This is a genomic window from Borborobacter xinjiangensis (assembly GCF_047739745.1).
GTDB lineage: Bacteria > Pseudomonadota > Alphaproteobacteria > Rhizobiales > Rhizobiaceae > Pseudaminobacter.
This window is the reverse complement of the sequence record NZ_JBLLVA010000005.1, coordinates 132,983-153,923: the sequence shown is the minus strand read 5'-3', so window position 1 is coordinate 153,923 and position 20,941 is coordinate 132,983. Positions and strand designations below refer to the sequence as shown.

Below are 20,941 nucleotides of genomic sequence, written 5' to 3'. Positions count from 1 at the left end.
GATTTCTCCATGGCTCTGGATCGTTACCGATCCGATTAAAAACAGGGCCCCTCGCAGGAACTCCGAAAGAAAGCACTCGCGACGAAAGCTCATGGCACCGACGCGTCGTACGCCTCGCTGCCATGAGTTGTTCACGCCGACTTGACCGCGATCTTCTTTTCCGCATTCTTCGCCTCGGCGGACTTGGGCAGGTTCACCGTCAGCACGCCCTTGGCGAAGGATGCCTCGATCTTGGCGACATCGATGCCCTCAGGAAGCTGGAAGCTCCTCTGGAACGAGCCGTAGCGACGTTCGGAAAGATAATAGTCCTTGTGCTTTTCTTCCTTCTCCTCGCTCTTCTCCCCTTTGATGGTCAGCGTGTGGTTGGAAAGCTTGATTTCGATGTTTTTTTCATCGATGCCGGGGAGCTCGGCGGTGATCTCGTAGTCGGTGTCCTTCTCGACCAGGTCCACGGCTGGCGCGAGCTGCCACTGTGCGCGGATGCGAGGCGCTTCGAGGCCGAATACTCTCGACGGTAAGCGCCAACTGAATGGGCGGAAGTCATCGAACAGACGGTCCACCTCCCGGCGGAGGCTCTCGAAAGGTGTCCACTCTGCGGCCTCGGTCGGGGACGGAGTTTTCTCGATAGGCAGTTTGGTTGTGGCTTCGGCCATGGCTGATCTCCTTGCTTTTTGACGTTTCTGCAGAACGCCGTGGCTCACCCTCTTGCGCCTCTGAGTTGCCCCAGAAGGAATCAAAGCCGGAGGACGGCGGACCGCCTGCCGGACATCATTGCCGATCCCGGTTCATCGCAACGCCGATAGCTTCGAATGTCTCGTTCGCGCCGCTTCGCCTGGTCAGGTCTGATCCGTCAAGGACTTCAGCAAACCCCTTACGCCAATTCGTCTCATTGATGAGGATCAAATCCCACAAAAAACGTTGCGGCCCAGCCAACTCAAAGATGCTCGCTCGCAAAATCGACACAGGCGGCCGATGGTATCGAGGCCCGCGGTCAGATGACCCAAGCAGCCGCTCGCCCTTACTCAGGATCGTGACCGTAGTAGTGAAGAATGGAAGCATCGTTGTCGTCAATGGGATTGGGACCGACGTGAGGCCCGGCCCAGCCCCAACTGAAATGTGGATAGCCTTGGGCTGATCAAGTTGTCATCCCGAGGCTTTCCGTAGACGGAGCGCCTTGCCTCCGTCGTCATCATGGCCGCCGTCAGAGGCGGCATCTCGGCTTGCTCAGGGCTTCATGGATCGAAAGGAAGCGGACGAATTATACGATGACCCACTCCAGATCATTTGTCGCCTTCCACAGCCATCCTCCTTGCTACTCGCGATGAAGTTGAAGTAGGTCCGGAAGATCGCCGGCAATTTTCTCGACCATTTCGAGCGAGTAGAACCCCTGGAGATACCACCTCCGCCGCGCCCGGCACGTTGTGTCTGGCGGGGACAGTTCACTGAGCCATAACCGAAATTTCGGTTATCACTTCTACAGACAGGACTACTACTCCTGTGCCGGGCATGAGGATGCGCCAGCCCCAGCTGTCGTCGATCCGCATGAAGATGCCGTGCGTGCCGCCGCCTTCAAAGCTCGCGACATCGTATGAATTGTAAGCGGCAAGGTAAGGACGTTGAATGTCGTCGATGCCGAGCGACCTTGCAGGAGTCTCCTCTCTCGGCGGCTGAATTGATGCCGATCAACGCGGCACGCCCCCGAAGGATTCAATTATCTCACGTATATAATGGAAGGTCGGGCAAATGCGCATCCGTTCGCTGAGCACCCTCGAATGCACCAATGTGTTGAACGCTAACCGCCTTGGATGCCTGGGTTGCGCCAAGGACGGGCATCCCTATGTCGTGCCGTTCTATTTCGCCCATCACGACAATCATCTCTACGCCTTTTCCATGGTCGGCAAGAAAATCGGCTGGATGCGGCTCAATCCGCAAGTCTCAGTCCTCGTCGAGGAACACGTGCAAGGACGGGAATGGAAAAGCGTCATTGTCGACGGCCGCTACGAAGAGCTGTCGGACCGGATCGGTCAAAAACGCGAAAGGGATCATGCCTGGTTACTGCTCAGCCGGCATTTCGACTGGTGGGAACCTGGTGCCCTTAGGACTGTCATGCCGCCCCTGTCTGATCATTCCGATCACGTGTTCTTCCGTATCTGGATAGAACAGCTGTCTGGGCGTGAAATCAAGGAAGATGAGTAGACAAGCTTAGGTACCGATTTGATGCAACTCAAAGACCGCATCGGCGTATGTGTTAGTAAGAATACTCAACCGCAGCATGGGGTAAGCCAATGACGATCAAGACAGTGCTCACCGTGACAAGCCCCGACCTCGGGGATGCCGACCTGAAATTGTCGGCCACGCTTTGCGAGGAAATCGAGTCACATCTTGCCGTGTTGATCGTCGCTCTTGCCGCACCGCCGCCGATAGGCGAATACGCGGCCGTAGTGTCAGATGTTTGGCTTCAAGAACGGCAAGCCGATCTTGCGAAGCTCAAGGAGCGTAGCGGTGCAGTATCCACGTGGCTAGCCTCAAGCCGCGTGTCAACCGACATCTCGAGCGAATATCAGGAAATCGCGTGGTCTGACGAAGCGATCGGCCGACGCGCACGCTATGCCGACATCACTTTGCTTGGGCCTGACATGCTGTCCCATGACACGCTGAAGGAAAAGGTGGTCGAAGGCGCGCTATTCCATTCGGGAAAGCCGCTGCTGTTGGTTCCGGACGGCGCTACCGCGACGCTGAAGCCTAAGCGGATCATGGTAGCCTGGGATTCCCGAATTGAGGCATCCCGGGCCGTCGCGCAGTCGCTCGACTTGCTGACCGCCGCCGAAGAAGTTCGGCTGGTGCTCGTCGACCCCGTTGAGGGCGAGGAGGCACACGGCGCCGAGCCGGGCGCGGATATAGCAACCTTTCTGGCCCGCCATGATGTCAAGGTTGCGGTGGATCGCTTGCCCAGCCAAGGCAAAGCGGTTGCATCGGTCCTTCGCCAGTACGTTTCCGACATGGCCGCCGAACTCCTGGTCATGGGTGCGTACGGCCATTCCAGACTGCGGCAGAGGATCTTTGGCGGTGTCACCAGTTCAATGCTCGACGAGCCACCAATTCCGATCCTGATGGCACGCTGAATAGCCAATCTCTTTTAATCATCAGGCAAAGGACATGTGATGGGGAAGTATTCCCGGTAAGCCGGGTCGGCCAGCGAGCCAGCGGCACGTTCCAGTTCCTCTGTCCCGTGCGCGCGGTCGTCAGCCAAGTTCGAACGCGCGGTCATCGTTTCATCGTTTCGGCAGTCGCGGTGATTGATGCGGGTCAATGACATCGGTACTCGCCGTTAGAAAATGATCTCCCGGTCCGAAATCTGGAGATGTTCCATGCAGCGACTAACGAGACGACTGTTCCTGGCCTCCGTGCCTCTTGCCAGCGGGTTGATCTCTCGCGCAAGCCTTGCGGATGTCGCCGGGCTGCCTCCGGCTGCGAAAGGCGATGGCGGAAGCCTAATCGAGGCCTTGTCGCGCCGACGTTCGACGCGGCTCTATTCCGATCAGTCGATCGACGTTGCGACGCTCTCGACGTTGCTATGGTGCGCCTTCGGCATCAACCGTCCGGAAAGCGTCGGACACACCGCTCCCTCGTGGCACACGTCAATGGAAACGGACATCTATATCGCCGACGCTGGTGGGGTCGGGAAATTTGACCCTGCCAGTCATCGGCTTCTGCCCGTATTGGATGAAGATATCCGCGGCAAGGCAAGCCCGCAGCCCTTTGTCGGGACCGCACCACTAGTGCTCGTCTATGTCGCTGATAGGGCGCGCATGTACAAGGCGAGCGATGAGGAGCAAATCCAGGCGGCGCATGTCGACGCGGCGATCATTGCCGAGAACGTCTATCTCTACTGCGCGTCGGTCGGACTCGGCACCTGCCTCGTCGGGGGCGCCGACAAGGCCGGTCTGAAGCACATCCTGCAACTGCGTGATTCTCAGATGGTCACCTTCGTGCAACCGGTCGGCCATCTGAAAGAGGCGGCCGGAGCCGCCTAACCAAAATGTGGGACTCGATGTCCAATCCTCGATGAAACCAGTGGGCCACAACGGCTTGGAAGGATTCGATTCCTGCGAGAACTAGTGAGTTCGACCTTTGGCCAGCCGAAAAGATCGAACAAGCATTCAGCTAAGCGTCTTGTAAAAACTCGCTCAGCAAACGCGCCAAAATTTCCGGATTTTCCCAGTGCAAATTATGACCAAGACCAGGAAAAGACATGATTTTGGAGCCGACGATCCCGCTTTTCAATTGGTTTTGATGTCCGGCGGTTGCGATCAGGTCTTTCTCCCCGCGAAGGATGAGCGTCGGCGCTTAAATATCCCGCAACAGTGGGGCCGGGTCATAGGAAAGCTGTTTATAGTGGATCGAGTACCAGACCCGAGCCGGAACTGAGGCGCATTCTCGGCGAACGTAGGCGAGGAATGTTTCGTCAACGGGTATCGAGACGGAGCACCACTCCCGAATGAATGCACCTTCTGGATCGATAGGATCCCGCAGACCCTGAATGTGCTCCCACAACCACCCTTTCCTTTCCCGTGGGACGGCGGAAGTTGATATCAGGACGAGTTTCCTCATGACGTGCGGCCAGCGTTCAGCAAGAGCTTGGGCGAGCCGTCCCCCGAGCGAATGGCCGACCACATGGATGGGTCCGAGACCGAGTTCCTCGACTAACAGCCTGACATCGTGCGCCATCTCAGGAATAGTGTAACAGCCTTCAGGCTTGTCGGAATGCCCGTGGCCGCGCAGGTCTGGCGCTATTAGCCGAAGGTGGGTGCCAAGATGCGGCACCATTAAGCTCCAACTGCGCGCACATCGGTGAAGCCGTGCAGCAGGAGAACGGGGAATGCGTCGGCATCGCCCAGCGCAAAATACGCGAGCCGAATGCCGCTCGGCAGCAGAATGCTTCGCTTTCGCTCCGCGAAGGTTTCCTAGAACAGTGGTATTACCAAGACCGGCGTGCCTTTCCAGTTCGGCACAGTATTCCGTCTAGCCTCGTGCTTCAATGATCGCCAAGCTGGCTCGCAGCGGCATTCGGTTTTGGATCTTGCGGAGCAGTTCTGCTGCACCGGCACGGTGGTGACAACGACGTTGTCCCACCCGCGCGAAGCCCCTTCGATCTCGGTCCACTGCTGGTCTTCGCCATTCTTTTCGCGATCGTGGCAACGGCCAACGCCATTATAGCTACTTATGTCGGAGCACGGGGCTTGTTGGCAACCTCGGCGATTTCCGGTGCGGTCGATGTCGATGTCGCGGTGCTGAGCGCGCTGAGGTTGGTGGAAACCTCCACAACGGCGGCGATGGCTGCGAACGCGGTGCTTATCGCCCTTGCAGCCAATGCGCTGTCACGGCTCGTCATTGCGGCTGCCTCTGGAAGAGTGCGCTTCTGGATGCCGCTACTCGTCGCCACAGGAATTGCCGCCGGCCTCTCGGCGTTTGTCTTCTCCTTGACCCCAGGCTTCTAGCATCCGTGTCATGGGCAAATCGCGGGTGGGGTCCTCCCTGACAGCGCACGCCGAATAGCGATAGGGAGCAGTTCGTTGTAGTCAGATTACTTCGGCCTCGTAGCTAGCAGATAACTTCAATCGAACCTGCAGGGCCAAGTTATTGGAATGGATAATCCCGACGGCAGCTTCGTCGCAACATCGCCGCAGGCGGCATCGATCTGAGCTTGCTGCAGACCCCTTGCGTCCGAGAGGTCCAGTCCCTCAATCCTGGTCAGGAATAGGAAAGCGCGGTCGAATTCTATTGGGCCTTGGATAATTGCGCTGCTGAGATCGGCGCGTGAAAGATTGGCGAACGAAAATCGGGTGTTCCTCAACACAGCTTCGTCAAAATTGGCGCGCCCGAGTTCGGTCTTTTCGAAATTGGCCTCGGTCAAGCGCGCCCGACTGAAGTCAACGCGCTGCAGTTCTGCACTTTCAAACGAAGCACCTTCCGCAGAGACCTCTGCAAAGTTGGCCCGGTAAGCTTCAACCCGGGCGAAGTTGGCTTTGACAGCGTTTGCGCCGGCGAGCCAGGCGCGCACCAGGGTCGCCTTTTCGAGATTTGCCGACTTGAGGTTGGCGTCTCGAAGATCAGTAAAACTAAAATCGGTGCTAAAAAGGTTGGTGCTTTCCAGGTCGCTGCCACCGAGCATGAGACGGCTCTTATTGCAATGGCTCCAGTCCAGCCCAGCCACTGGCGAGCTCTTGCAATGCGCGGCCTCCGCCGAGCCCGCAAAAATCAGGGTAAAAAAGGCAAGGCCAAGCGTTAGGGTAAGCGTTGCTGGAACCGAAACTTTGCGAGCTGCGGCAGACGCCGAGCCGACAGGGCAACTTCGCAGCATGAGGCGGCCTAAGCCCTTAAGCTTCTCACCATGCATATTCATCGACTGTAGCCAAGATTCCCTTCTAACTCCAAATTCTTCCAGCCTACTGTTGGAAGAATTTAGAATAGAGCATTCCCACCGCCATGGGTTGACTCAGGTCAACTGTCGATATGAATGGGAACCCCTATCTGGCACAAATGGCCGAGGTTCCGCGCAGGCCAATCGAACGCGCTAGGCGGATGGCGATCACCGTATTGCGCGACGAATGTTGCTCTGGCAGCTCGTGCTGCAGCTCGTTCACCATCCGCAGCGATGTGTAAAATGATTTTACCGATGGTGCCAGTTATCGGTTTGCGGATGCCTTTGGCCGGCTTTCCCTGTGTCAATCGACCAAGCAAGGAGCGGGAGCACTTCCGTCGACAGCCAAGGGGCCAGTTCCCCGCGGGGCAGCTGTCGCGCCCGCCCGAATCCAGAGGAGTTCCGCCACGCTCTGCCATTTTGCTGCCGCACCAACTGATCTCGTTCCACCGCCGAGCCGGTGCGTTCTAGCCTGCATTTGCGTCCTCGATCCGCAGGCGTCGCACATAGACCGCTTCTCCTACAAGGAATGCCTCTGATCAAGGGCCGGGAACAGTCAAGGGGGAGGAACGATGCCGCATTAGGTAGCAAACGCCACCAACCCTCAGTTGCCGCTTTGCGTCAAAATATGACTAGCCGCTCCGGGCCAATATATTCCGTTTTCAGGCCCTCAGTGCGCGCGTTATGGACCAGGAGATTCACGCCAGCCAGATCGGTTCGAATATAGCGGCCAGTGTTCTCGAACAGAAATGGATCCGTCCTCTTTTGTGTCCACTCATAAGCACCTCTGGACACGATCTCGACCATCCAGCCTACGCCCTGGGAATATCTCACACGAAAGTCTGGCTGCGTATCTGCTTCAATTCGATGCTCTCCCTGATGGAACCGATCCTTGGGCTTTCGCTGTTCCTTCATAGTACACGTCATCCACTTGCTGTGCTCCGCCCGAAGCTTAAATCACTAAGGTAACTCGTTTGGGCCGTAATTGATCTCCATCAAGCACTGCCTTTCGGGCCTGTAACGCCTCGCCGCCAAGTAGGGTTCAGGTGTCGGCCGAAAACCACCGAGCTATGCAAGCCCGTCGTTTCACTGCCGCGGGTGTGCCGGACTAGCCGTGGTTAGTGCATGGATACAACCTCTTGGCCGAGCTCGCGATTTTTGGCGCTGAATGCGGAATGGTGCGGTGACGGCCAACCAGATCCTCATTCCGTGGACGGCCGCCCGTGGGCCGGCGGGCTCGCACCACGCTGTGGAGGGGCCAGGACATTCTTCAGGTGCCGGCTAAAAAGCTCGGTGACACCCGCGCGGTTCAGATGATCCGTATCGGCGTAGAAACGTGGCTCGGCGATCGCATCCGAAAGGTCAGTAAAATCTGCGCGGTGACTGGCGGCGAGCGTTCGCAGTGCAGCATCGAACTCGGCTTCGCCCTTGAGCAGTGTCTGGAACCGCGAGGGGAGCGGAAACTTGGTAATCGTAACCATCGTCCCATGCGCTTGAGCAAGATCGAGCAGGCGGCCCAAGACCTCCAGGTAACGCGCCTGCTGCCCGGCCCCATCCGGGACATCGTGATAGAGATACTCAACCCGCTTCTTTTCGGCCAATGCCGAAGGTCTGAACACGTGGTGGAAGGACGCTTCGCCTTCCCAGGTGTCCAGACGGAAACGGTCCCGGTTGTTGATCTTGGAAAAGCCGGTCGCGTAATCGGCAGGCGCGCGCGGATCGATGCCTTCATGCCGGACATAGGTCCATAGAAGCCCGATCAGGGCCGGGTGGAACGGCATCCAGCCAAGCAGTTTGGGATCGGCGATGCGCTCCTCGTTCCACACTGGGGACTGGAAGGCAAAACCATCGGCGACATAGAGGATGTTGCGGGTGCGATGCTCGCGAAGGAAGTATTCGAGGACGAAGCGCTGGTGGAGCGGACCAGTGCCGGGGCCAGCCAGATTAAGGATTCTTGTACCGCTTTCCTGCTCCATCATCATGTTGAACCCGTCGAAATCAAGCGGCATGGCATGGGAGGCGCCGAGGATCACCCAGTCGAAATCATGATGGGTTGCAGCGTCGATCTTGAAGACGGGGTTCATGTGGCCGTTGCGGTGGACAAGCCATTCGGCTCCGGCGAAAAGCAGCACGTAAAGGGCAAGCCCGATCACCGTGAAGCGCATAGCCGATCCGAGGTGGATACCTGTCCTGATCGGGATCGTCCGTTCCATCGCCGCCTCAGAACTGCATGTAGATGAACTGCTCGGACTGCCACCGCCCGAGAATGAGAAGGCCGGCAATCCCGGCATACCATGCGCTCCAGCGGAACACCGTAGGGACGGCAGCGAGACGGTCCCGAAGCGGCCGCCTCTCATCGAGGATTTCGACTGCGAGCAGGAGCAGGATGAGGGCAGCCCCAAGCGCATGGTCGGCCGCGAACGGATAGTGCATGGCCAGCGCCGGCAGGCCCGGCAGCGCGTTCCAGATGCGCTGCAGCACCGTCAGCGCCTGGGCCATCGAGTCGGCGCGAAAGAAGACCCAGCTTATGAGGATGAGATGGAAGGTGAACAGGATGCGCAAGACACGCCAGAGCTGGCTTGTGGCAGCAATGGGAAGTGCCGCGCCCATGCGCTGCCAGAAGGGATGGGTTGCCAGCGCCACCCATTGATAGAAGCCGTTGAGCGCCCCCCAGGCCAGGAACGTCCAGCCGATGCCATAGCCCAGGCCGGCATGCCAGAGGCCGCTGACGACGAATACGGCCATCAGGTTGAGGTATCGCCGCAGGGTCCCTGCCCGGCTGCCGCCCAGAGGGAAGTAGAGATAGTCGCGAAACCAGCGGCCAAGCGAGATGTGCCAGCGGGAAGACCAGAATTCTGCCGTCGTCACGGAGAGATAGGGTCGGCGGAAATTCTCCATCAGCCGGATGCCGAAAAGCAGCGACAGGCCGATGGCGATATCGGAATAGCCGGAAAAGTCGCAATAAATCTGAAAGGCAAAAAAATAGACGGCGATCAGAAGCTCCATCGGCGAGGCATAGGGCGCGATACGGAACGCACTATCGACGACGGGAGCGAGATTGTCGGCGATCACCACTTTCTTGAAGAAGCCCCACAAGATGAGCTGAAGCCCGCTTGCGGCAAGCACACCGTCCCATCGCAATTTGCTTGGAACCTGCGGGAGGAAGGCTGGCGCACGCTCGATCGGCCCGGCCAGAATCTTTGGAAACCAGGAGACATAGAGAGCGAGCCGACCGAAGTTCCGCTCCCCTTCGCAGGTACCGCGATAAACGTCGATCACATAGGCTGCCGCCATGAACGCGTAGAAGGAAAAGCCAACCGGCACCGTAAGGCCGAGACGTGGCAGGTCAAAGCCGCCGCCAACGGCGCGTTCCAGTTCTCCCGCCAGGAAGTCGTGGAACTTCAACGCAAAAAGCGAACCGAGGACGGCGACGAGCCCGAAGGCTAGTGACGCCCCGCGCATGAGGGCCGTCGCCGCAGTTGCGATCCCCAGGCCGGCGAGCCAAGCCGCGAGGGCAATTGCAATCAGGAAGGCAAGGTTCGCCACGCCGAAGCTGGCATAGAAGACAAGGCTTGCCGCAAGCAGCCCCAGGGTGCGCCAGCGGCCGGGAAGCATGGCAAAGCCCGTAAGGGTGGCGGCAAGGAAGAGGAAGAAGGAGAGCGAGGTGAACAGCATGGCACTCCTTCCTGTCGAGCCCGCTCCCCGCTCAATAGGTGGCGCCGCCGGCGCGTAGTTCCTCCGGCACGTCGTCGATCGGGATGCCGCCGTTTTTCACCAGATAGTCGGCAAGCGCCTCGCGCTCGGCCTGCGTGGTATCGATCTCGACATGGCTGGGCTTGTTCATGGTGCCGAGCCAGGCTTCGCGGGTGCGATCCTGAGTCACCACCACCGTTATGATGTGGCAGGACTGGCAATATTCCAGCGCCAGGTCGCGCCCGTCGCGGGGGAGCGCCACCCCGTTCGTGTCGATCAGCGTCCCATCGGTTTCGCTGGCGGGCATGGTTGCAGCCAAGTAGGCGGCAAGCGTTTCCTGCTGGGTCGGATCAAGCCCCGCTCCCAGCCCTTCCACATAGGACAGCCACTCGCCCTGGCTGCGGCGGGAGGAAAGGATCTGATCGGCTGAGACCTTCCCGCCACCGATGAGCTCGCCGAGCAGCGTGCGGCCGCCCGGAGGAATGAAGGAGAACAGGTCGTCTTCCTGCGCGCTCACCAGCAGCGGCGCGCCGACCGAAAGCATCAGGGCAAGCCCTAAGGAAACCGTCCTGAACACCGACATTGTCATGATCCTTGTCGTTGGCCGGGGCGGTCGAGCCCAAACCCGGCGGATCTCTTCAAAAGCGCAGCTCCTCCGGCACTTTTTCGTAGGGAATCGGCATGTTGATTGCCGAATAGCGGGCGAAGGTCTCACGTTCGCTGGGGGTCATCGGCAATTCCCGGTGGAACGGAGACTTGAAGACGCTACGCCACCCTTCCGCATCCCGGTCATGCGCCAGATAGCCGGTGAAGAAACCGTGGCAAAACTGGCAATTGGCGATCGCCAGTTCCTTGCCATCAGGCGGCAATGCCTGCGCTAGTTCCTCCATTGTCGTTGCTTCCCGGGCGGCATCACCCGTCACCGGCATGTTGACCGCGAGATAGGAAGCGAGCGTTTCGACTTCTTCTTGCGGAAGAACGGGGGCCTCGGCTGTGATTTCCGCCGTCCACTCGGCTTCGGTTGCCTTGCGGGCAATCGCCGCCTTCAGATCGAACGTATGCGTGCTGGCAAGGCGCAGCAGCGTCTGGCGTCCGCCTTCCGGCATGAAATCGAATTCCGGCTGCGCCAGCAGCGTGCCTGCAAACATCGTGATCATGCTTCCGAGCAGGAAAGCCTTTGGCACGCGGGGCTTCATTCCTGATCCTCCGCAAGCCCGCTCGGAATGCGTTGCGAAAAGGAAAAAACCGGTACGGACAAATGTTCCGTCGCCCTGTCGGCAGGAAAGCCGCTCCCCTGCATCAAGTCCAGAATAGTCGCCGTGGTGTCGTCATAGAAGCGTTCGCCGCAGGCCTCGCAGACGATCGCAGGGATGTCCTTGACGAGCACCAGCCGCTCGCCGTGCCACAAGGCCGATTTCACCAGATGTCGGCGAAGCCGTGTGCTCTCGCATTGCGGGCATCGAGGCTGCACATCCGGGTTTTCATCCGATGCTGTTTCAATGGGCATCGCAAAGTTCCCCTGCCCGGAACCGGGATTGAAGACCCGGTTCCGGTCTGATCGGCCAAAAGGAGGATGGTCAGCCGATCAGCTTGCGTGCTGCGCCGACGATATGATCGGCATTCGGCCGCATCCAGACGAACATCTCCGGCGACGCGGGCGGCGGCGCATCCGGGAAGGCGACGCGCCGGTAACGTGCGCCGTCGACATTCTCCGCCACCCGCGCGATCACTTCCGCCCCGGGGCACAACGTGTAGTAGGACTGGTCGACGGTAAGCAGCCGCTTCGTCTTCTGCACTGAATTGACCAGCGTCTCGGTATCCATCGGTTTGAGGCTGCGCAGGTCGATTGCTTCGACGTTCATTCCCTGCTCTTGGAGCGCCGCCGCCGCCTTCATCACCTCCGGCATGCTCGCGCCGGAGCCGACGATGGTGAGGTCACTGCCTTCCTGCCTGACCACCGCCTTGTCGAGCGGCACCTCATACTGCTCGTCGGGCACCTCCTCGATCAATTCGCGCAGACCGGCCGGATAGAGATAGACGACCGGATTGGGGTCCCTGAGCGCTGACACCATCATGCCCTTGGCATCGGAAGGCGTGGAGGGAATGACCGTCTTAACGCCCGGTATGTGGGCATAATAGGTGTCGATCTCGTAGTCGGAATGCTGACCGGCAAAGCCTGGTGTTTGACCCGTCATCTCCATGACGAAAACCACGGGCATCGAGGCCCTGCCGCCGGTCATGCTTCTGAGTTTGCCAGCATGATTCTGGATTACCTGGAAGGGCATGCAGGCGCCCTGATAGGGAACGTAGGTCGCGGCTCTCGATCCGGCGAGCCCGGCACCGAGGGTAGCGGAAACCATCCAGTTCTCGTCGATGCCGGTGTTGACCACCCGGCTGCGGCCGAATTCCTTTTCCAGGTTGATGACCGGCTTGCCCGGATTGGAGGCGACCGGCGGTGTGAGTTCGAAAATCCAGACCATATTCGGGTCTTCGCGCATCTCATACTGAACGGCCTCGAGGACCGAATACATCCAACTCTTGCGTGCCATTTCTCGTAACCTTTCGAACCGTTGGGGAAGAGAGGTGCGAGCGCCAGCCAGCTAGCCGAACTGGCGTGCCTCTACGGTCCCTTCAACGAAGACGTGTTTCAGCCCGTCTTCCGGGTTGCACAATGGTTGCGCAGCCGCCCAAGCGAAGGCGTCGGCCACCTCCTGCTTGACCGAAGCCTCGATCTCGCTAGCCTTGGCCGCATCCACCACCTTCCAGTCAATAAGGATGTCGCGAGCGATATCCACTGGGTCGCGCTGCATCCAGGCGCGCACTTCGCGTTCCGGCCGGAAAGAAGAAATGGCAAGCGGATCGTAGCCGAAGGCGCCAAGTTCGCCGGGCTTGGCCCCTGGCGCGCCCCAATGGTTGTAGTAGCGGTAGGTCTTGGCTTCGATCAGCGTCGGCCCCTCCCCAGCACGAGCACGATCAACCGCTGTCTTCGCCGCGTTGTAGACTTGGATCACGTCCTGTCCATCCACCACGACGCCAGGAATGCGATAGGTCTGCGCAGCGTCCGCGATATCCTTCATCGGGCACGAATAGGAGTAGTGCGCATACTGGTGATAGAGATTGTTCTCGATCACGTAGATGAAGGGCAGCTTCAACAGGGCGGCGTTGTTCAGCGCCGAATGGAAATGCGGCGTCGCGTATGTTCCGTCGCCGCCGAAGTTCACGACGACCTGGTCGGACCCGCGCGCCTTGATGGCAAAGGCCGACCCTGTGGCGATGACCGGCCCTGGACCGATCATGCCGTCGGCACCCATGAAGCCGACTTCGGGGTCGGAGATATGCATTTCCGCCGCGTAGCCGTTGTTAAGCCCAGTGGCGCGGAAATCCATCTCCGCAACCATCTTCTTCAGGTCGATGCCCTTGGCAAGCGCATGGCCAGCGGGGCGATGGGTGGAGTAGATCAAGTCCGCCTTTATTACGCCGCCCTGATTTCGCAGGGTCGCGCAGATGCCCGTGGCGACTGCCTCCTGGCCGGCGTAGAAGTGATTGTAGCCGCGGTAATTTGGGTCCGTCAGCATCTTGTCGGCCATTGTGCGTTCGTGCCACCGGATGCGCAGGACCGTCGTGTACATATCGATGAGCTGCTGATCCGTGAGATCCTTGGCCCAGAAGCCGATCTCGCCCTTGGCACGAGCAACGCCGCCGCCGAAGGAAACGGCCGCACCGGCCAGTGCGACAATCTTCAGGAAACCCCGACGCGAGGTGTCGAGTGCAGTTCCTGTGCTCTCCACCGCCCGGTCCTGCCCATGGATTTTATTGTAGAGCATGACGGTTTCTCCCGTGAGGCGTTCTGGCCACGCCATAGGCTAGCCAGAACGGGTTTGTGAGATGATCCACCTGTTGCACCGATTTCTCATTGATTTTGGTCAAATCGCTCAACAAAGGGGCACACTGATCCAGCCAATAACGGCATGATCTCTGGGACTGAGAAAACATTTCGATAGATTCCACAACAATCATCGGCCAACCTTCACGTGGTACCGACTGGCTGCCCTTGGGTAGGGAATTTGTTGCACGCGCCCTCGATGCGGCGCGTTCGCCAAAGGCTGACTTAAAGTCGGCTGGCGCTTCCAAGTGCGATAAGAACGCTGGATCCAACACTCCACCAAGAATCAGCTCCACCCCCGCGGAGCGACTGCCAGCCTTCAGGCCCCGAGGAGCTTCCGCCGCTCCTCGAACTCGTCCTTGTCTATCTCCCCACGGGCGAAGCGCTCGGCAAGGATGTCCTGAGCAGTCTTGTCCGGAGCGGTCCGCCCGGCGCCGCTCCGGTCGCCCATCCATCGCGCGGCCATCGCGGCCACTACGAGGACGAGGACGAGCGTCCCGATCATTGCGACAGGACCGAAGAACCACCCCCAGCCCCACATGTGCGGCCCATAGTAGTAGCGCTCCGTCTGCTGCGCGAGCGCCGGGGCGGCATATGTCAGCGCCGCTAGGGCGGCAAAGCCGAAGGTCCGGGTGAGCTTCGCTGTCACGTTCGGCCTCATGGCCTTTCTCCATCCGCTTGTTGCCGTGGCAGCATGCTGGCTAACCGGCGGGGAGAGTGCCTTGATTTCGGTCAATTCCTCGGCAATTGGTGAAGCTTAGCTGATCAGAAGCCAACGGCGCGCGAAAAGCTCATTTGCGACCAGCAACGGGAGGGACGACCCGGCGGCGTAGGCGACGATGCCTTACTCCCACGCCTGGCTCTCAGCAGCTTCGTTATCGCGAATGCCCATGGCGAAGGGTAACGATTGCGGGCCAGGATGGTGGCGCCTCGTTCGGCACGGACCTCGTCTTAGTTGCGTCACTTCTCAGCGGCCCCTCTGGCTCTCTGATGCATCAGCAGCGCCACGACGCATCCGGACAGGAACGTCAGCGCCCCGATCGCACCTATCGCCGAGGCGAGGCCAAAAGAGTCGGCGATAAGACCCGCTGAAAGGGCACCGATCGCGTAACCAAGGTCGCGCCAAAACCGATAGACGCTCAGCGAACGCGCGCGCCAGGAGGGATGCGAAGCGTCCGAGACGGCGGCGATCAGGCTCGGATATACCATCGCCGTGCCCAGGCCCAGCAACAGGCTCGCCGTCAGCCACCATCCGAAGTCTCGAGTGAATGCCGTCAGCAGCAGCGCCCCCGCCTGGATCCACATTCCGGCGACGATCAGCCCCTTTCGCCCCCAGCGGTCGCTGAGCGGGCCCGTGAAGACCTGGAGCATTCCCCAGACCGCGGGATAGACGGCCTTCAGAACGCCGATCCGCTCAACTCCCAGCCCATTGGCGGCGAAAAAGAGCGGAAATATACCCCAGCTCATGCCGTCGTTGAGGTTGTTGACCAATCCCGCCTGCGAGGCTGCAAACAGGTTGCTGTCGCGGAAGGAGGCCAGCGCGAACACTTCGCGGAAGGTCAGCGGTTCGGCTTCCTGCTCATGGCTTGCCGCTTCAAGCCGGACGTGCTCGCGCGTATCTCGCACGAGCAACGCCGACAGCACCGTGCCCAGAACGGCATAGCCGACGCCCAGCCACAGCGGGACAGGGCGCAGGCCATACTGCGCGGCCAGATACCCGGTCAGGAACGCTGTGACGCCGACAGCCAGATAGCCGGCGAATTCGTTCAGCCCCACCGCCATCCCGCGCCCCCTGGGCCCGACAAGATCGACCTTCATGATCACGGTCATCGACCAAGCGAGCCCCTGGCTGATGCCAAGCAGCGCGTTGGCCACGACGATCCAGGTCCAGGAGGGAGCCCACAGAATCATGAACGGCACGGGCAGACCGAAGAGCCAGCCAAGCACCAGCACGCGCTTCCTGCCCCAGAGGTCGGCCAGCTTGCCTGAGACGAGGTTGGCGCAGGCCTTGACCACGCCGAAGCTGACGATGAAAGACACCACCAGCGTCGTGGAGGCGATGCCGAACTCCTCAGTGCCGATCAGGGGCACCACCGTGCGCTCGATGCCCACCATCCCGCCGACGAACGCGTTGATTAGCATCAGCAGGGAGAATTGGCGCCAGTTCTCCCTCAGGCCAAGCCGGATGCTCCCACCCATCGCGGCCGTAGTCTGCAACCTTTGCAACCACGCAAGAGTCCTCGTCCGCGATCTCAGTGAGGCCAGGATCGCAGACGACCGGTGCATGTTTTGTCAGCACAAACCAGGGTGCCAAAGACGGTGTGCGGTCAGTGACGACAAGGAAAACGTATTCATGCGAGTGGTCTGGCACCTTCCCGAGTTCCAGCTCCTTGTCGCAGTCAAAGCCGCAGAACGGGAACTTCGCGTCCACTTCGGCGAACAGAAGGTGTTCGGCGCCCGCTAATTCGGCGAGCGTGTCACCTGCCGAGAAATGGTCGATTTGAAGGTGCGGGTCGATGGCGTAGAAGAAGCGTATAAGCGTGGCCCCGGCCGTCTCCAGGCAGGACGGGACTTCGCCCACCGAATTGACGACTGCAGCAGCGGCCCTGTAGCCAAATCCACTCAGGTGGGACGCAAGCCGCGCCTTCTCTTCTGCGGACCGACGGCGCGGTTTGCGGCGCGACCGCACGGGCTCGGCCGTCAAAATCTCAAATGTTCGATGCTGATTCACACTGTCGTTCATAGGGATTCTCCGCATGACTTATGTGGAGCGCCGATCAAGCCGATCAAAGTTCCAACATACTCGATCGCCTGAACCGATCACAGAAGCGGATACCTATGACCATATCGGAACCGTAACGTGGTTGACTCGTCTTGCCGCTGGCAATCAAGTTTCTGGAATCATTAAAAGAATTATTAAGTTTTGTCGGAAACATCGACACGCGTTTCTGACAGGAGGGGGCGATGACGATCATCGAGAAAGTACGCCACGCGCTAAAAGGCAAGAAGGAAGGAACCATTATCAGCGCTCGACCTCTCGAACGGATTGCCGCTCGTGGCGTGATCGACCAGACTTTGTAGCGCCTTGCGAAGGCCAGCGAAATCATGCGGATTTCTCGGGGAATGTACGTGGTGCCAGTGCGCGGCAAATTCGGATCATATCCGCCGTCGCCGGAGAAGGTTTTTCGTGCTTATGCCAAGGCCAAAAGGAAGCGGGTCGTGCCGCACGGAGCCGTGGCCGCGAACCGTTTCGGGCTGACGACGCAGCAGCCGATCCGCTAAGTATATCTGACATCTGGTCAACCCGGGCGCCTCGACCTGGGAGCCAATCCGGTCGAAGTGCGGCAGGTGTCGGAGTGGCAGACCGTTCTACCTAACCAGCCCGCAGGAGAAGCAGTCCGGGCCTTTGCCTACATGGGCAAGAGAGGAGCCAAGGAAAATGCGGTGAAAATCCGCCGTGAACTTGGGCAAACGGAATGGGCCAAGATCGAGCGGGTAAAATCGAGATTTCCGGAATGGCTGATCAAGGCCGTGGATGAGGCGGAACGCGGTGCCTAAGGCATTTTTTCAGCACTCCCTCAAGGATCGGCGGGATGCCTTCGGATAGGCGTCTATGCACCCAGAGGGAATTGGACAGAGTTAAAAAGGATGGGCCGGACATAGCAGTCAATTCCCTGTCCCACTTTAAAGCGGTGTTAAGCCGTCCAGAGAACATTAATTGGAGCGATGTCTGTCAGCTTGTATGCGCCTCAGGGGCGACGCTTTGTTATCGTACCTGGATGACCAGTAAACATCTTCAATCAGGACATCCACTCTGGTTCCTTCCGCGACGGTCGTTACAGATATTTCTGGGAGGACAATCGGCGGCAACCTCATCAAGTGATGGGCCTGCATACCCGTGTGGCGCTTGCTCACCTGATAAGTAAAATCTGATCACGTCGGCAACGCGCCACGCCGGCTGCGAACTCAAATTTCGCTGCTATTCCAGTGCGTCATGTCTCTCGCGAAGAAGGCCCGAACATCGCGTCATTCGGGCCTTATTCGCATTTGACGTCACGGTGAGCAGACTTCGTGTGTCGGATGAGCTACCTCGACAGAAGCTGCAACTTTCACGTTTCGGATGTTTCCAGCGACTTAACCGAAGTCTCCAGCACGAACCTGCTCGATGGTGATGTTCCAACCCTCTGCAGCGCGTCGCCTGCGTCACCCAGCGGTCCCCTTGGGTCTTCGCCCCAACTCGAGCACGACGCACTTCAGGCCCGGCTGGTCAGGCTGGTGGGCCATCGAGAAACCGAACTCGCGGCACATGCGCAGCATTCCTGTGTTCTCCTCCAGCACGATGCCTTCGACCCGGCCGATCCCCTCGGCCCTCGCATAGGCCACGATCTGCTCGAGAAGCCGCCAGCCGATTCCATGGCCCTGCAGATCGGTGCGGACGAGCAATGCATATTCGCCCCTCTCCCGGTCGGGGTCGCAGGACAGGCGCCCTACCCCGGCAAGCGCGTCGGTTGCCTCCTCCAGCGCCACGAACGCGATGTCACGGTCATAGTCGAGCTGGGTGAGGCGCTTGAGCATCTCGTCGGGGAAGCTCTTTCGTGGTGCAAGGAAGCGCAGCCGGATGTCGTCGGGCGAGACCTTCGCCAGGAAATCGGGATAAAGCTCGATGTCGACCGGCTTGATCGGGCGGATGCGATAGCCGGCACCGCCGCCGATGAATTCCCTGTCCCAACCTGCCGGATAGGGGCGGATCGCCAGAGCCGGATTGGGCCCTTCCTCCTCGACGGTCAACGGGTCGATCTCGATGCGCGCATCGAGCGCGATGGCACCATCGGCATCGGCGAGCAGCGGATTGATGTCCACCGACACGATGCAGGGGAAATCGACGATCATCTGCGAAAGTCCATTGAGCGCCGCTGCAATCGCCTCACGATCGGCCGGCGGCCGGTCGCGAAAACCGGCAAGCAGTTGCCCGATGCGAGTGCGCTTGATGAGGTCGCCGGCCAGCACGTCATCGAGCGGAGGCAGCGCGACCGCGGTGTCATTCATGACCTCAACAGCCACGCCGCCAGCGCCGAACAGGATGACCGGGCCGAAGATCGGGTCGCGGCTCATGCCGAGGATCAGTTCCTGCGCCTGCTTGCGCACCACCATGGGCTGCACGGCGTAACCTTCGATGTCCGCTTTCGGCATCAGCGTGCGGACCCTGTCCCTGATGGAGCGCGCCGCTTCCTCGGCCCGTTCCGCAGTCTCGATGTCGAGGACCACCCCGCCGACGTCGGATTTATGCGAGATCGCCTTGGAGAGCAGCTTCACCACCACCTTCCCATCTGTTTCCAGCAATTTCGCCGCTGCCCGCCTTGCCTGCGCCGGTGACCTTGCAATGATGGTCTGCGGAATCGCTATGCCATAGGCGGCGAGCACGGCCTTGGCCTCCGGCTCGGTCAGCATGCGCCGAGCCTCCGCCGCCGCCTTGCGAAAGATGGCAAGCGCCGCATCGCGATCGCCATCAACGTCCTCGCTGCGGCTGGACGGGACCCGCATCAGCGAAACCTGCGCGCGTGACCAGTCGGCAAGGTAACACACGGCGCGCGCCGCCTGCGCGGGTGTCTCGAAGCTCGGTATTCCCGAACCCTGGAGGATATGGCGTGCGTGACCTGCGGTATGCTCTCCAAGCCAGCAGGTGAGCAGCGGCTTGCCGGCCAGGCGCCCGCCCTCAGCAAGGGCGGCAACGGCCTTGGCCGCCTCTGCTGGCGAAGCGAGTCCGGTCGGGCAATTCAGCACCATCACCGTGTCGACATCGACATCGGCTGCGACGGACGCGACCGCCATCCGGTACCGTTCGGCGGGGGCATCGCCGATGATGTCGACCGGATTGGCCTGCGACCAGGTCGGCGGCAACTCCTTGCCAAGGCGCGCGATCGTGGCGGGCGACAGTTCCGCCAGACTGCCGCCGCCCTCGGCCAGCCGATCCAGCGCGAGGATGCCGGCGCCGCCGCCATTGGTGACGATGCCGACATTGGCGCGCTCGAGCGGCCGGAATTTCGCCGTGATCTCGGCGGCATCGAACAGTTCGGCGAGCCCGTCGACACGCAATATGCCCGCACGCGCCAGAGCGGCATCGACCACGCGGTCGGCGCCGGAGAGCGCGCCGGTATGGGTCGCGGCGGCTCTGGCCGCAGCCTCGTGGCGACCCGCCTTGACGGCGATGACCGGCTTGATACGGGCAGCCGCGCGCGCCGCCGACATGAATTTGCGCGGATTGGTGATGGTTTCGAGATACATCACGATAGCACGCGTCCGGCCGTCGCCGGCCAGCATGTCCAGCCAATCGCCGACATCGACATCGGCCATGTCGCCAAGCGAGACGATGTGCGAGAAGCCGACATCATTGTCGGCTGCCCAGTCGATCAGCGAAGTCGCAATCGCGCCCGACTGCGACAGCAGCGCCACGTTGCCGGGCTTTGCAGCCATATGCGCAAAGCCCGCATTTAATTTCGCCGGCGGGATCATCAGCCCGACTGTGTTGGGACCGATGATGCGGAACAGATGGGGTTTGGCCGCATCGAGCATCGCCTGGCGCAGACCGTTCTCGCGGGTCAGGCCGGCAGTGATGACGACGGCTGCCCGGCAGCCCCTCGCGGCAAGGGCGGCAATGATGCCCGGCACCGTCCGCGGCGGTGTCATGATGACGCCGAGATCCGGAATTCCGGGGAGTTCTTCGATGCTATGATAGCAAGGATAGCCCGCCACCTGCTCGTATTTGGGGTTGATCGGCCAGATATCGCCCTGATAACCGCCATCGACGATATTCTTCATGACGATGCGGCCGACCGAGCCCTCGCGGTCCGAAGCGCCGAAAACGGCAAGGGACCTGGGACGGACGGCATGTTCCAGATTGCGTATGGTCACGGCATATGTCCATTGAGGAGAACCCTCGGGCAGCT

Annotated in this window: 18 protein-coding genes and 2 pseudogenes; 5 read left to right on the top strand and 15 right to left on the bottom strand. The window is 60.2% G+C overall.

Features of this window, described 5'->3' with window-relative positions; genetic code table 11:
- Positions 1-131 precede the first annotated feature (131 nt).
- The gene (locus tag ACLKMW_RS08665; protein WP_415724027.1) at positions 132-653 is read right to left on the bottom strand and encodes an Hsp20/alpha crystallin family protein; all 522 of its coding nucleotides are present in this window, start codon (positions 651-653) and stop codon (positions 132-134) included.
- Between the two features lie 1,090 nt (positions 654-1,743).
- Between ACLKMW_RS08665 and ACLKMW_RS08660 the strand changes: the two genes are divergently transcribed.
- The gene (locus ACLKMW_RS08660; protein WP_415724026.1) at positions 1,744-2,196 is read left to right on the top strand and encodes a pyridoxamine 5'-phosphate oxidase family protein; all 453 of its coding nucleotides are present in this window, start codon (positions 1,744-1,746) and stop codon (positions 2,194-2,196) included.
- Positions 2,197-2,285: 89 nt separating this feature from the next.
- The gene (locus tag ACLKMW_RS08655) at positions 2,286-3,122 is read left to right on the top strand and encodes a universal stress protein (RefSeq protein WP_415724025.1); all 837 of its coding nucleotides are present in this window, start codon (positions 2,286-2,288) and stop codon (positions 3,120-3,122) included.
- A 14-nt stretch (positions 3,123-3,136) separates the two neighbouring features.
- Here ACLKMW_RS08655 and ACLKMW_RS08650 read toward each other — a convergent pair whose 3' ends face one another.
- On the bottom strand, positions 3,137-3,316 hold the full coding sequence (locus ACLKMW_RS08650; protein WP_415724024.1) for a hypothetical protein: 180 nt from the start codon (positions 3,314-3,316) through the stop codon (positions 3,137-3,139).
- 52 nt (positions 3,317-3,368) lie between these two features.
- Between ACLKMW_RS08650 and ACLKMW_RS08645 the strand changes: the two genes are divergently transcribed.
- Positions 3,369-4,034 (top strand): nitroreductase family protein, encoded by a 666-nt coding sequence (locus ACLKMW_RS08645; RefSeq protein ID WP_415724023.1) that lies wholly within the window; start codon positions 3,369-3,371, stop codon positions 4,032-4,034.
- A 313-nt stretch (positions 4,035-4,347) separates the two neighbouring features.
- Here ACLKMW_RS08645 and ACLKMW_RS08640 read toward each other — a convergent pair whose 3' ends face one another.
- Positions 4,348-4,827, bottom strand: coding sequence for an alpha/beta fold hydrolase (locus tag ACLKMW_RS08640; RefSeq protein ID WP_415724022.1), 480 nt, complete (start codon positions 4,825-4,827; stop codon positions 4,348-4,350).
- A gap of 239 nt (positions 4,828-5,066) precedes the next feature.
- On the opposite strand from ACLKMW_RS08640, the pseudogene ACLKMW_RS08635 reads away from it, so the two are divergent.
- A pseudogene (locus ACLKMW_RS08635) lies at positions 5,067-5,498 on the top strand (DUF4010 domain-containing protein); the annotation flags it as partial.
- 116 nt (positions 5,499-5,614) lie between these two features.
- On the opposite strand, the gene ACLKMW_RS08630 reads toward ACLKMW_RS08635, so the two are convergent.
- The 11 genes from ACLKMW_RS08630 to ACLKMW_RS08580 all read right to left on the bottom strand — a co-directional run bounded on the left by ACLKMW_RS08630 (position 5,615) and on the right by ACLKMW_RS08580 (position 16,740).
- Positions 5,615-6,397 carry a pentapeptide repeat-containing protein gene (locus ACLKMW_RS08630; RefSeq protein ID WP_415724109.1) on the bottom strand — a complete coding sequence of 261 codons (783 nt, stop codon included), beginning with the start codon at positions 6,395-6,397 and terminating at the stop codon, positions 5,615-5,617.
- A gap of 1,226 nt (positions 6,398-7,623) precedes the next feature.
- Positions 7,624-8,634 carry a hypothetical protein gene (locus ACLKMW_RS08625; RefSeq protein ID WP_415724021.1) on the bottom strand — a complete coding sequence of 337 codons (1,011 nt, stop codon included), beginning with the start codon at positions 8,632-8,634 and terminating at the stop codon, positions 7,624-7,626.
- 7 nt (positions 8,635-8,641) lie between these two features.
- Entirely contained in the window at positions 8,642-10,096 is a 1,455-nt protein-coding gene (locus ACLKMW_RS08620; RefSeq protein WP_415724020.1) for an MBOAT family O-acyltransferase, read from the bottom strand.
- A gap of 31 nt (positions 10,097-10,127) precedes the next feature.
- On the bottom strand, positions 10,128-10,697 hold the full coding sequence (locus ACLKMW_RS08615) for a hypothetical protein (protein WP_415724019.1): 570 nt from the start codon (positions 10,695-10,697) through the stop codon (positions 10,128-10,130).
- 55 nt (positions 10,698-10,752) lie between these two features.
- Positions 10,753-11,310 carry a hypothetical protein gene (locus ACLKMW_RS08610; RefSeq protein ID WP_415724017.1) on the bottom strand — a complete coding sequence of 186 codons (558 nt, stop codon included), beginning with the start codon at positions 11,308-11,310 and terminating at the stop codon, positions 10,753-10,755.
- The gene (locus tag ACLKMW_RS08605; protein WP_415724016.1) at positions 11,307-11,621 is read right to left on the bottom strand and encodes a type II toxin-antitoxin system MqsA family antitoxin; all 315 of its coding nucleotides are present in this window, start codon (positions 11,619-11,621) and stop codon (positions 11,307-11,309) included. Before ACLKMW_RS08605 ends, ACLKMW_RS08610 begins: the two co-directional genes overlap by 4 nt.
- Before the next feature lie 70 nt (positions 11,622-11,691).
- Positions 11,692-12,663: an alpha-ketoacid dehydrogenase subunit beta gene (locus ACLKMW_RS08600; protein ID WP_415724015.1), complete on the bottom strand. Its 972-nt coding sequence runs from the start codon at positions 12,661-12,663 to the stop codon at positions 11,692-11,694.
- A 51-nt stretch (positions 12,664-12,714) separates the two neighbouring features.
- A complete protein-coding gene (locus ACLKMW_RS08595; protein ID WP_415724014.1) occupies positions 12,715-13,938 on the bottom strand; it encodes a thiamine pyrophosphate-dependent dehydrogenase E1 component subunit alpha in 1,224 nt (407 codons plus the stop codon).
- 378 nt (positions 13,939-14,316) lie between these two features.
- Positions 14,317-14,646, bottom strand: a complete 330-nt coding sequence (locus ACLKMW_RS08590; RefSeq protein ID WP_415724013.1) for an SHOCT domain-containing protein — start codon at positions 14,644-14,646, stop codon at positions 14,317-14,319.
- A 311-nt stretch (positions 14,647-14,957) separates the two neighbouring features.
- Positions 14,958-16,139 (bottom strand): MFS transporter, encoded by a 1,182-nt coding sequence (locus tag ACLKMW_RS08585; protein WP_415724011.1) that lies wholly within the window; start codon positions 16,137-16,139, stop codon positions 14,958-14,960.
- Positions 16,069-16,740, bottom strand: coding sequence for a hypothetical protein (locus ACLKMW_RS08580; RefSeq protein ID WP_415724010.1), 672 nt, complete (start codon positions 16,738-16,740; stop codon positions 16,069-16,071). The genes ACLKMW_RS08585 and ACLKMW_RS08580 overlap by 71 nt, the downstream gene beginning before the upstream one ends.
- A gap of 350 nt (positions 16,741-17,090) precedes the next feature.
- Here ACLKMW_RS08580 and ACLKMW_RS08575 point away from each other — a divergent pair.
- A pseudogene (locus tag ACLKMW_RS08575) lies at positions 17,091-17,279 on the top strand (DUF6088 family protein); the annotation flags it as partial.
- A gap of 921 nt (positions 17,280-18,200) precedes the next feature.
- Here the strand turns inward: ACLKMW_RS08575 and ACLKMW_RS08570 are convergent.
- Positions 18,201-20,906: a bifunctional acetate--CoA ligase family protein/GNAT family N-acetyltransferase gene (locus ACLKMW_RS08570; RefSeq protein ID WP_415724009.1), complete on the bottom strand. Its 2,706-nt coding sequence runs from the start codon at positions 20,904-20,906 to the stop codon at positions 18,201-18,203.
- Positions 20,907-20,941: the final 35 nt, after the last annotated feature.